The 12,085-nt window shown below is 50.2% G+C and carries 10 protein-coding genes; 6 read left to right on the top strand and 4 right to left on the bottom strand.

Annotation, left to right across the window (positions count from 1 at the left end):
• Position 1: 1 nt before the first annotated feature.
• Together IDZ20_RS08500 and IDZ20_RS08495 are read right to left on the bottom strand one after the other, a co-directional pair.
• Positions 2 to 748, bottom strand: a complete 747-nt coding sequence (locus tag IDZ20_RS08500) for a nucleotidyltransferase family protein (protein WP_281250560.1) — start codon at positions 746 to 748, stop codon at positions 2 to 4.
• Positions 745 to 1,833, bottom strand: coding sequence for an aminoglycoside phosphotransferase family protein (locus IDZ20_RS08495; RefSeq protein ID WP_188150999.1), 1,089 nt, complete (start codon positions 1,831 to 1,833; stop codon positions 745 to 747). The genes IDZ20_RS08500 and IDZ20_RS08495 overlap by 4 nt, the downstream gene beginning before the upstream one ends.
• 415 nt (positions 1,834 to 2,248) lie before the next feature.
• Here IDZ20_RS08495 and IDZ20_RS08490 point away from each other — a divergent pair, with 415 nt between their 5' ends.
• The 6 genes from IDZ20_RS08490 (at position 2,249) to IDZ20_RS08465 (ending at position 9,519) form a co-directional block, all read left to right on the top strand.
• Positions 2,249 to 4,792, top strand: a complete 2,544-nt coding sequence (locus IDZ20_RS08490; protein WP_188150998.1) for an LPS-assembly protein LptD — start codon at positions 2,249 to 2,251, stop codon at positions 4,790 to 4,792.
• A gap of 7 nt (positions 4,793 to 4,799) precedes the next feature.
• Complete coding sequence (locus tag IDZ20_RS08485) at positions 4,800 to 6,092, top strand: peptidylprolyl isomerase (protein ID WP_188150997.1); 1,293 nt, start codon at positions 4,800 to 4,802, stop codon at positions 6,090 to 6,092.
• Between the two features lie 57 nt (positions 6,093 to 6,149).
• A complete protein-coding gene (gene pdxA, locus IDZ20_RS08480; RefSeq protein WP_188150996.1) occupies positions 6,150 to 7,256 on the top strand; it encodes a 4-hydroxythreonine-4-phosphate dehydrogenase PdxA in 1,107 nt (368 codons plus the stop codon).
• Positions 7,253 to 8,068, top strand: a complete 816-nt coding sequence (gene rsmA, locus IDZ20_RS08475; protein WP_188150995.1) for a 16S rRNA (adenine(1518)-N(6)/adenine(1519)-N(6))-dimethyltransferase RsmA — start codon at positions 7,253 to 7,255, stop codon at positions 8,066 to 8,068. The genes pdxA and rsmA overlap by 4 nt, the downstream gene beginning before the upstream one ends.
• Positions 8,069 to 8,135: 67 nt before the next feature.
• Positions 8,136 to 8,543 (top strand): Co2+/Mg2+ efflux protein ApaG, encoded by a 408-nt coding sequence (gene apaG, locus IDZ20_RS08470; RefSeq protein WP_188150994.1) that lies wholly within the window; start codon positions 8,136 to 8,138, stop codon positions 8,541 to 8,543.
• Positions 8,544 to 8,706: 163 nt separating this feature from the next.
• Positions 8,707 to 9,519, top strand: coding sequence for a symmetrical bis(5'-nucleosyl)-tetraphosphatase (locus tag IDZ20_RS08465; RefSeq protein WP_188150993.1), 813 nt, complete (start codon positions 8,707 to 8,709; stop codon positions 9,517 to 9,519).
• Positions 9,520 to 9,565: 46 nt separating this feature from the next.
• Here the strand turns inward: IDZ20_RS08465 and galE are convergent, their stop codons facing one another.
• A complete protein-coding gene (gene galE / locus IDZ20_RS08460; RefSeq protein ID WP_188150992.1) occupies positions 9,566 to 10,594 on the bottom strand; it encodes a UDP-glucose 4-epimerase GalE in 1,029 nt (342 codons plus the stop codon).
• Between the two features lie 187 nt (positions 10,595 to 10,781).
• A complete protein-coding gene (locus IDZ20_RS08455; RefSeq protein WP_188150991.1) occupies positions 10,782 to 11,762 on the bottom strand; it encodes a DMT family transporter in 981 nt (326 codons plus the stop codon).
• Positions 11,763 to 12,085: the final 323 nt, after the last annotated feature.

The following is a 12,085-nucleotide window of genomic DNA, read 5'->3' as shown; positions in this document are numbered from 1 at the left end:
ATTAACGTGCTTCCAGCAATTCCCGCAGCTCAGCTAAACGCTCAGGCGTGCCGACATCCAACCAAGCGCCCTGATGAAGCTCACCGCTAATCCGGCGCTGCTCGATCAGCCAATAAAGCACCTCTCGCAACGGAAATAGATTGCGACGCTTTGGATAGGTTTGAATCGCCGCTGGATCAAGTATGGCCACGCCGCTATAGGTGCAAGCGATACCAAAAGAAGGGGCCGAAACTATGCGGTTTTTAGATCCAAGGCTCACCCTATCCGGCTCACCAGTAACGAGCTGAAGCTTGCCATCCGCCGCCAAACTGAAGTCACCCGCGCCATTATGGTTGGGGTTAGGCACCATCACCAGATGCGCAAGACTTTCAGATTTCAGCCCAACCTTCGCCAAACCAAACAGATCAATATCGCTCCAAACATCACCGTTAACCAATAAAAACGGCTCACGCCCCAATAATGGCAAGGCGGCATTCAGGCCGCCGCCGGTCTCGAGTGGTTGCGCTTCGCGCGAGTAGACAATTTCCAACCCCAACTGACGGCCATCACCAAGGGCTTGAGCGATCTGCTCGCCGAGATAAGCCAAGTTAATTACCACGCGCTCGATGCCAGCGTCACGCAAACGCGCAAGCTGTAATTGGATAAGGCTCGAACCGGCTACCGGCAGCAGCGGTTTTGGGGTGGTTAGGGTTAGAGGCCGCATGCGCCGTCCCTCGCCCGCAGCCAAAAGCATTGCGGTGCGGATCACCGCTCGCTCATCCAGCTTTGGGTACTAATAATCGGCATTAGCGTCTGTTCAAACCATTGACTGAATTCTGCCAACTCCGGATAGCCTCGCGCACAGCTGCGAGTGTATTCCACCACCAAAGGTAGATCTTTAAGGTAAGCCTGCTTGCCATCTCGCAAATAAAGCCGAGCGAAAATGCCCAGCACTTTAATGTGCCGCTGCAAACCCATGAGTTCAAACCAACGCAAAAAAGTCGCCTCAGAGGTTGGCGCTATAATGTCGGCCTCTACCGCCATAGCCCCGTAAGCCAAGGCCCAAGCACGCACTTTGTCTGCGGGCCACTGGATATAACAATCTTTTAACAAAGATACGAGGTCGTAGGTGATTGGCCCCAGCAACGCGTCCTGAAAGTCGATAATGCCGGGGCAAGCGTGATCGCGATAAACTAAGTTTCGAGAGTGGAAATCGCGGTGGACGATCACCTGTGGCTGCTCTAGCGCACTTTCTGCCAGTATTGAAAAACTGCGGGCTAACATTTCTCGCTCATCGCAGGTAAGCTCATAACCCAATAGCCGGGGCACAAACCACTCACTAAATAGCCCCATTTCACGCTGTAAAATGGGCATATCGTAAGGCTCAAAAATGGTTTTGTCCGCCTCGCACTGTTGTATACGCAGTAGACAGATCAACGCTTGACCGTAGAGTGCGTCGACGTTATCGGCATTTAACTGGTCGAGATACATCAACTCGCCAAAGTCTTCCACCAGCAAAAAACCTCGCTCGGCCTCAAACCCCAGCACTTGTGGAGCGGGAATCCCGCGATTGCGCAAAAACTCCGCAATCACAACAAAGGCGTGGTTTTTCTCGGTACTGGGAGGCGCCCAAACCGCCAACAAGTTAGTACTGCCCGCAATGCGAAAGTAGCGCCTAAAACCAGCGTCGCCACCAAGCGGCTGCCAATTATCAGGGGTAATGGGCAAATGATAATTGACCTGCGACGCGCCCCCCTGTTGCGCTAGCTGTTCAGAAACCCACTGCGCTAATTCGGCAATCATCTGCTGCCGCTGAGCTTCCGAGAGTGATAAAGCGGTTTGACCTGCAGCCACAAAGCTCTCCTTCTTATTTGATTGAACCCATTAATCCAAATAGCGAATCGCGCAAGGCTAACTAGGCCCGCGCGGACTCTCTAAATTAAATATCGCAACATTAAATCTAACGCCTGACTCGCCGCAATCAAATGGAGCCATTTACGACTCGGCTGAAATCGATTTATCTGAATCGTATTTTGAAGTTTAGTCGTGCAAGAGGATTTATTGTTCTAGTTTTTCCTGCATTTGCCCAGCTTGAATGTACTATTGGCAGTTACACCAGTAGAATCTCGGCTCCATTAGCACCTGCCGTGCACTGCTTGTTGAATCTGCGAGCGAGCCGCACGTTTTTTATACATGTGCTATTACAAATATTTCAATTGATATTACCGCCGCCGATCATTTTTTGCCGCGCTTTTTGAAGGACGCCAGTATGCCCAAGCCCCACTCCCGCTACAAGTTGCCCTCCGGGCTAAGCGCGAGTCGGAAACAGCGTTCGCCTGCACGCGCTATTGCGATAGGTTCATACTTGCACCTGCTCACCGCGTGTTTGTCGCCGTTAAGTTTTGCGGCAACGGTTGACGAGCCAGCGACTAGTCCCATAGACAATTTCGACTGGGTTCCCTATGAACTGCTCAGCCCAGAACAAAAACAAGCCCTGCGTAGCGGCTGCACCGGCATGTATGTCGACCCTATGGCGGACCGCTTAGAGCAATTGCGTTCCTCTGGCGAGCTAAATACCGATTTAGATCAGCTGCCTCTCGTTATTGAAGCTGACGCCTCCACCATGACCGATGGTGAAGTCGCCATACTAAGTGGCGATGTGCGCGTATCTCAAGGTCCGCGCGAAATCGGCGCCGAGGTCATGACCTACCAAATCGACACAGATCAGGCGAGTCTCGAGGGGAATGTCACCATTCGTCAGCCCGGTGTTGTGCTACGTGGCAGCGAAGCCCATATGAATGGCGGCAACAACACCGCCGAATTCAACGATGCTAGCTTTGTATTGCACCGCCAACATCTTCGCGGCGGCGCAGCATCAGTGCAACAAACCGAAGATAAGGTCATTATTCTTCGCGACGGCAAATTCACCAGCTGCGAACCCGGCAGCAACGCTTGGAGTTTGGAAGGCGATGAAATCAGCCTAGATGCCGCCAACAATCAAGGTACTGGCCGCAATGTGGTGTTGCGAGTAGCCGATATTCCTATTCTCTATGTTCCTTACATTAGCTTCCCCGTTGGCGAAGAGCGCAAATCTGGGCTGCTGTTCCCCTCGCTCAGTGTTAGCGAAACAAACGGCGTTGATATTGCCCAGCCCTACTACTGGAACATCGCGCCAAATTTAGATGCCACCATCACCCCGCGACTCCTCTTTAAACGGGGCGCGATGTTAGAGCTAGAAACCCGTCACCTAAGTGCCAACTGGCTAAGCCAGTACAATGGCGCCTACCTTGCCAACGATCGCGGCGGTCTTAACCCCGAACTAGAAGACCAAATAAATGCTGGCCTAATCAGCGAAGCCGAAGCCAAACCACATCAGGGTAAAGGCCGCTGGATGAACCACTTCGAGCAGATTGGCGGTACCGACGACGCCTGGTACACCCGCTTGGATTACACCAACGTGAGTGACAACGATTACTTTCGAGACTTGGGTGCGAGTTCCCTTAGCCTGCAAAACACCACTCACCTGAACCAGTCGTTTGAAGCGGGCTACATGTTTCAGAATTGGCAACTAAGCAGTCGACTACAGAACTATCAGGTGCTGCTCTACGATGTTGACGACCCCTACCAGCGCCTACCGCAAATTCGTATGGACGGCTATTACCGCTGGCAAGGATTTGGCTTTGAACTAGATAACGAGTACAACCACTTTACTCACAACGACAAATACTGGGCCGACGGCCGACCGGTCATTACCGGGCATCGCTTAGCAACGGACTACCGCATCAACTGGGATCGACGTGCTAGCTGGGGGTTTTTCCGGCCTGAAATTGGCGTCAAGAGCCTTAATTACGAGCTCGACGATGAGGCACTCTCGTTTGATGCCGACTCATCTCTCGGCGTCGCGGCGGCGCAAGGCAGCATCGATACAGGCTTAATATTCGAACACAACAGCGGTCGATTTTTGCAAACCATCGAACCCCGCATGTTTTATGTGTATCGGCAGTACGATGATCACAGCGACCTTTTTAACATTACCGATGACGGCCAATCGGTAAACTTCGATACCAGTGACCGTACTTTTACCTATTCACAGCTTTATCGCGACACCCGCTTCAGTGGCGGTGACAGGCTCGATGACACCCGCCGGCTCACCACTGGTGTCACCTCGCGCTGGTACGACAACAGCACTGGTGAAGAGCTGTTCAGCGCCAGCATTGGCCAAATCCACTATTACGATAAGCGCCGGATTACGCTGGACGAAGCCATCAGCAACAAGGCCACGTCAGAAATAGCGGGGGAGATGCGCATCAACCTCGGCTCGCTTGGGCGTTTTTACACCACCGCACTTTACGACCAAGAATCGTCAAAGTTCAGCCGCGGTACGGCCGGTATGCAATACGCCAGCAGTGCCAATGAAACCCTCGTCAATATCGCCTACAGCTACGTACGTGCAGGAACGAGTTCGGCGAGCAACCAAGGGTTAGATCAGGTTGACGCCTCCTTTATCGCTCCGATTAACAAACAATGGTACGCAATGGGGCGCTACAACTACGACTTTGGACAAAGCCGGGAACTGGAAGTGTTTTTCGGGCTCGAATACAACGATTGCTGTTATCGAGCGCGGGTCTTGGCGCGCCGCTGGCTGGACAGTAATATAGCAGCCCTTTCAGAGAGCAACGATGCGCTCTATGATCAAGGCCTGTTTTTAGAAATCCAATTGAAAGGTCTCGGCAGTTCCGGGGCGAAAGTAGACAGTCTGCTTGAAGACAGCATTTATGGCTATCGCGAGCGCGAACAATTACTCCAACAGTAAAAAAATCATGCATTCATTTAAACACCTGTTAGCAGCACTCTCTCTTAGCACACTTCTGGCCAGCAATTTAGTCGCTGCACAACCAGAGATGCTCGACCGAATTATCGCCATTATCGACCAGGCGGTTATAACCCAAACACAGCTCGACAATCGCACCGCCGATATTGCCGTGCGCGCCGCCAAAGCAGGTATGCGTCTTCCAGAAGAAGACATCCTTAAAAAGCAGATTTTGGATCAACTAATCGCCGAAACCCTGCAAATAAACATGGCCAAGCGCTACGGCATTGAAGTTCCAGATGCCGACGTTAACAACTCCGTTGCCAACATCGCTTCCGAGCGCGGCTGGGACAAGCCCACGCTTATTGCAGAGCTGGCAAAAGATGGGCTTACCCTGAATGAGTTTCGCGAGAGAATGCGCCGCGAAATTTTAATCTCTAATATCTCACAAGGTGTGGTACGTGGCCGTATTCGTATATCCGACCAAGAAATCACCAACTTCTTAAAATCGGCCGATGCGCAATTTTGGATCTCGCCCGACTATCATCTAGGCCACATTTTAATTAGCTTACCGCCCTCCCCCAGCAAAGAAGAAGTGAGTACTGCCGAAGCGAAAGCTAAACGTATTTACGAGCAACTCTCTGCAGGCGGAAACTTTGCAGAAACCGCGATCGCCGAATCCAGCGGCCCCGCAGCATTGCAAGGTGGTGATTTAGGTTTTCGAAAGACATCACAATTACCCACCCTGTTTGCGGAAATTGCGCCAACGCTTGAAGTGGGCCAAGTAGCCGCTCCAGCACGCAGCCAAGCGGGCTTCCACATTCTTAAATTGTATGAAAAACGCGGCGAAACCAAACAGATTGTTGCTCAAGTACACGCCCGTCACATTCTGATAAAGCCCAGCGCTATTCTCACTAACGAAAAAGCCAAAGCCAAGCTAGAAAAGATGCGCACACAAATACTCAATGGCGAAGCGAATTTTGATGAGCTAGCAAAAGATCACTCCGAAGATATCGGTTCAAAAATGGGTGGTGGCGATTTGGGCTGGGCTCAACCAGACACCTTTGTGCCAGAATTTAGCAACGTGATAAACAAAACTAAAGTTGGCGAATTGAGTGAAGTCTTTAAATCGCAATTTGGTTGGCACCTACTCGAAGTGATCGAACGTCGCGATGAAGATTTAACTGAAGAAGCGATTCGGGCCAAAGCGCGACAGATGCTAACCAACCGACGCTTTGAAGATGAAACGCAAATTTGGCTACAAGAAATGCGCGACGATGCATTTATTGAAATTAAGATTTAGGTGATAGCGTCTCTATCCTTAGCCCCCGTATCAATCGTCACAACTGAGGCTCCCCGCTTGACTAGAATCACGCGTATTGCACTAACGCCGGGCGAGCCCGCGGGGATAGGTCCAGACCTCGCGATTCAAGCGGCACAAAAAGCACGCCCCTATCAACTGGTGGCGTTAGCCGACCCCGAACTTTTACGCCAACGCGCAGAATTGCTCGGCTTGCCACTAAAACTCAAGATTCTTACCGAAGAGCAACTGGCCACACCCGCCGAGCCAAGCGCTGCGGGCGAACTTACGGTACAGCCTATTGCGCTTGGGGTAAGTTGCAGCCCCGGCCAACTCGATGCCCACAATGGGCGCTACGTACTCAACACCTTAAGTGCCGCGACCCAAGGCTGCATGAATGGCAGCTTCGATGCCGTGGTTACTGGGCCCGTTCAAAAAAGCATTATCAACGACGCTGGCGTGCCCTTTTCCGGTCACACAGAATTTTTTGCAGAACAGAGCAATACCAAGCGCGTGGTTATGATGCTGGCAACCACAGGCTTGCGCGTCGCCCTAGCCACTACGCACTTACCTTTGAAGGACGTTGCCGCAGCAATTCAAAAAGACAGCCTGCGTGAAACCCTGCAAATTTTAATTGCCGATATGCAAACCAAGTTTGGCATAGCGCAGCCCCGGATTCTCGTCTGTGGACTAAACCCACACGCAGGCGAAGGCGGGCACTTAGGCATGGAAGAAATCGACACCATTATTCCGGTGTTAAATGAATTTCGCACAAGCGGTCACCAACTCATTGGCCCGCTGCCCGCCGACACTCTATTTACCCCAAAGCATCTAGAAAACGCCGACGCAGTACTCGCCATGTATCACGACCAAGGCCTGCCGGTATTAAAATACAAAGGGTTTGGTAACGCGGTAAACATTACCCTTGGGCTGCCGTTTATTCGCACCTCGGTCGATCATGGCACAGCTCTCGATTTGGCCGCTACCGGCAAGGCCGACAACGGCAGTTTAGAAGTCGCACTTGAATTGGCGGCAGAACTAGTGGCCAACAACCAAACCAACGACACTAATCCGCTATTCGACGGGCCCCTAAATGATTCGCATCGCAAGCCTCTCGACGAACGTCTCGATGGCCCCCTAGCAAGCAACCCGACACAGTTATCATGAGTAAATCCCCAGCTCCACAGCAACACCGAGCCCGCAAACGTTTCGGTCAAAACTTTTTGGTCGACCAAGGCATTATCCGTCAGATCGTTCGTGTTATCGGCCCCCGTGCCGACGACAATCTCGTCGAGATTGGCCCAGGTAAAGGCGCCATTACCAGCCTATTACTAGACCACTGCGAATCCCTAAATGTTATCGAGCTTGATCGAGATTTAGTTCCTATTCTGCTCGCGCAGTTCGCTAAATTTAAAGACTTTAAAATCCATCAAACCGACGCGCTTAACTTCGATTTCAGCAGCCTCGTTGGCGAGGGCAAGCCCCTGCGTGTAGTCGGGAACTTACCTTACAATATTTCCACGCCTCTTATTTTTCACCTGCTCAGCTTTCAGGACAAGATTGCCGATATGCATTTTATGCTGCAAAAAGAAGTGGTGTTGCGCTTAGCCGCGAAAGCCGGAGAGAAAAACTACGGCCGCCTGAGCATCATGGCTCAGTACTACTGCGAAGTAGAAAACCTATTTGAAGTGCCGCCAGAAAGTTTTCAGCCAGCCCCTAAGGTAGACTCAGCGATTGTCCGGCTAACACCACACAAACAAAAGCCCTATGTTGCCGACAATCTCAATCACTTAGAAACATTAGTGAGAGCCGCTTTTTCTCAGCGCCGCAAAACTTTGCGCAATTCATTCAAGTCGTTAAACCTAGATGAAGAAATCGCCAGCCTTGATGTCGACTTATCAAAACGTGCCGAAAATTTAAGCTTGGCCGAGTATGTTTCTATCAGCAACGCTTTGGTTGCCATGGCCGCTGAGCAATAGCCACGGCCACAACACACCCTCTAAACCCGCTTTCTCAGATTACGTCGTCGACAGGTGCAGTAACGTCATGAGTATTACCGAACAAAGTGAACATCAAATTCAGCAGGCCACTACAATTATCATTAAAGTAAAAGCTACCTATCTACCAGAGCAATCCCGCCCAAACGATAGCAAGTATGTTTTCGCCTACACCATTCGCATCGAAAATACCGGCACCGAGCCAGCCCAGCTGATTAGCCGCTACTGGCATATTGTCGACGCCAACGAGCAAGTTCAAGAGGTACAAGGGATGGGTGTTATCGGCGAACAGCCACGCCTAGAACCGGGCAGCGACTACACTTACACCAGCGGCGCAATACTGGAGACCGATACCGGCACCATGGCGGGGAGTTATACCATGCGAACCGATAACGGCGAGCTATTTGATGTCGGAGTTCCAATGTTTGCGTTAGTGAAACCGCAAGCCCTTCACTAACGAAGCTGCATACAAATCCGATATATAGTTGCAGGAACACCTAAGCTAAAGCCAACGCCGTAAAAAGCACATGAGATCCGAACCGACGGAAACTTCGTCACAAATATGTCATAGTGTTTAATCTTCCCCCATGTAAATGCCAACAATATTGCTAGGAGTTAATGTGGCAACCTATGCTATCGGCGACCTTCAAGGCTGTCTCCCCTCTTTGTACGAATTGCTGGACTGCATTAATTTTGACGAGCGCAACGACCGCCTTTGGTTGGTTGGCGACATTGTTAATCGCGGCCCCGACAGTTTAGGAACCTTACGTTTTGTCAAATCACTTGGCGATGCCGCAACGGTGGTACTGGGTAATCACGACTTGCATCTAATGGCCAGCGCGTTCAATTTTAAAAAAATAAAGCCTGATCACGACCTGATGAGCATCCACGAAGCGCCTGACTGTCATGAACTCCTCGACTGGTTACATCAACAACCACTAATTCACCGTGACAAAGCCTTAGGCTACACCATGGTTCACGCGGGCATTCCGCCAATATGGTCCATAGATGAAGCACTTGGCTATGCGGCAGAAGTAGAAGAGATATTGCGCGGTTTAGAATTTGGCAAGTTTTTTAATAAAATGTATGGCGATCAACCGGACATTTGGCAGGAAAAACTTAAGGGTAGCGAACGCCGTCGGCTAATTACCAACTACCTAACACGTATGCGCTTTTGCGATGCCGATGGCCGTTTAGAACTAGACGCAAAAACAACGCCCGACGCTCCACCAAAAGGCTTTGCACCTTGGTACAGCCATAAAAATCATAAGTGTCGCGACGATAAAATAATATTTGGCCACTGGGCGGCGCTGATGGGGAAAACCGATAGAGCCAACTTTATTGCGCTCGACACCGGCTGTGTTTGGGGAGGACGCTTAACGGCATTCCGCTTAGAAGATGGCAAATTATTTGACATTGATTGCGGCTGCTAGCAACCGCCAGTTCACTATCCCAGCCAAAATTTAATCTAGCCGTTAACTAGGCCGACGAATCATCATAGCCATTTGGATTACGCGACTGCCAGCGCCAAGAATCGGCGACCATCCTCTCAATATCAAATTCCGCTCGCCAACCCAACTCCTTCTCGGCCAACGCGGGATCGGCATAGCACTCAGCAATATCGCCAGGGCGACGAGCAACTAACTGATAGGGAATAGACTTACCACTTGCCGCTTCAAACGCGGTAACAATTTCAAGCACGCTACAACCTCGCCCCGTTCCCAAATTATAGGTGTAGCACGCCGGCTCGGCCGTAAACAGCTTCTGTAAGGCTTTGACATGGCCCCTTGCTAAATCCACGACGTGAATATAATCGCGCACACCGGTGCCATCGCGCGTTGGGTAATCATCGCCAAACACACTTAATTTTTCGCGTTTACCGACAGCCACCTGCGCGACAAACGGCAGTAAGTTGTTGGGGATTCCCTGAGGGTCTTCACCTATAGAACCGCTTTCATGAGCGCCGATAGGATTAAAGTAGCGCAACAGTGCCACTCGCCAAGGGTTCGCGGGCGCCGCACACATATCGCGCAACACTTCCTCAACCATAAGCTTACTGCGCCCATAAGGATTGGTTGCACCGGTGGGGAAGCTTTCCAAAATTGGAACACTGGCCGGGTCGCCATAAACGGTCGCTGACGAACTGAACAATATCTTATCTACGCCAAACGTCTCCATCACCTGACAGAGAGCGATGGTACTGCCGACATTATTGTGAAAGTAACTTAATGGAATCTGCGTAGACTCACCCACGGCTTTAAGCCCCGCAAAGTGTATGACCGCTTCAATCTTATGCTTATTGAACACCTCGGTTAAGGCGACCTTATCCGTTACATCTAAACAATAAAATGGAATCGTCTTTGCTGTAATCTTTTCCACACGCAGTAGTGATTCACGCTTGGAATTAGAGAGATTATCGACCACAACTACATCAAAGCCAGAATTCAATAGCTCTACGCAAGTGTGACTACCGATATAACCGGCGCCGCCGGTAACCAAAATTGTCATTACTAAATACTCCGTTAGAGACAGCTATATTAAGGCTGGATTGTCTCACACTTATCGCGACATAAAAAACGCCCCGAAGACTTCAACAGCCAACGGGGCGATAGTGAACTTTTTAACAGGTCACACGCATCTAAACACTCTAATTCATCTGAGCCAATAGTCTACCCTACCAACTGTGCTACTTTCGCTACGAGACGATTAAAACACTTTTATCAAGACACGACATATTACTTTGCAGGAGTGATGGAACCTGTTTCCTTCTTATACACCAAACCTGCAGATACTGTTTTTCGAAATACCGCCAGAGATAGGTAAATACCCCCTGATAAACCGCCAAACTCAGTACCACCATTAAACTACCCACCACGGTCGCTACAGTCACTAACTCTTTCGCCACAACAACCCCAAGGCTAAGTGCCATTACCGGCGTGATTAAAGTGATCAGTGAGACTGACATCATTGAGCAATAGCGCAGCACATAGAAAAACAAGGTATGACCAATCACCGAGCCCGCGATAGCAAGGTAGCCCAAGCCAACCATCGATTTAATATCGACAACCGCTGTAAATTCACCACCCAGTAACCACCAGGTCGCGACGAACGCCGGCACAGCAAAAACGAGAGCCCCGGTCGATTGCCGTAAAGGATCGATATGCGCTCCAGAGATTTTCAACCAAACAGAGCTAAAACCAAATAAAAACGCCGAAGCCAGCATACCGAAAACACCATAGATCGCATCGCCGCCAAGATTGAGTTGTTCGATATGAATAACCGCCAAACCAGAAATTGCGATCGCGAGTGCGAGAAAACGAATCGGGCTAAAAATATTTTCACGTAAAAATAGTAATGAGAACAGCCCGACAACAAATGGATATACGCCGAGAATTACCGCCATCAATCCAGATGAAATAAACTGTGACGACCAGTAGACAATCAACATATTGGGGTAAAGCCCTACCGCGCCGGCAACAAATGCCAGCCAGTCGCGGCGATCAGTAACCAGAGGTTTACGCAGAATTACGAGCAGTAAACTACAAACAATTAGTGCCAAGACCATGCGTATAGTTACGCTGGCAATAAACGGCACACTGCTATTACTCCACTGTATCGCGAGCGGTGTAGTAGACCAAATTAACACAACAAACGCGTACGCAATTACCACTGGCATCTTCATCTCCTAGCTTCCTTTAGCTTTTTATATTAAAAAAATCACACATCCTGCTTCCGAGCGCTCACGCTAGGTGCAACGATATTACAAACAAATTACTCCAGCTCTAGCCAACTCCCGCCCCTACTTCTGCCAGCGACTAAGCTAGTTAAGCAAATAAAATAAGTGACAAAAACAAAAAAGGCCGCAGTTTTTTAAGCTGCGGCCTTTGAAGGATAATGTTTGTAAAACTAAATAATCATCGACTTCCTCGGCACGCATGCAGGTAACGGCGCAACACCCACACTAGGTGAGGGACTGCGGCGATAATCATTGCTGCGGAG

This window comes from Teredinibacter waterburyi (assembly GCF_001922985.1).
Taxonomy (GTDB): Bacteria; Pseudomonadota; Gammaproteobacteria; order Pseudomonadales; family Cellvibrionaceae; genus Teredinibacter; species Teredinibacter waterburyi.
The sequence above is the reverse complement of the archived record's forward strand: the minus strand, read 5'-3'. Positions and strand labels throughout refer to the sequence as shown.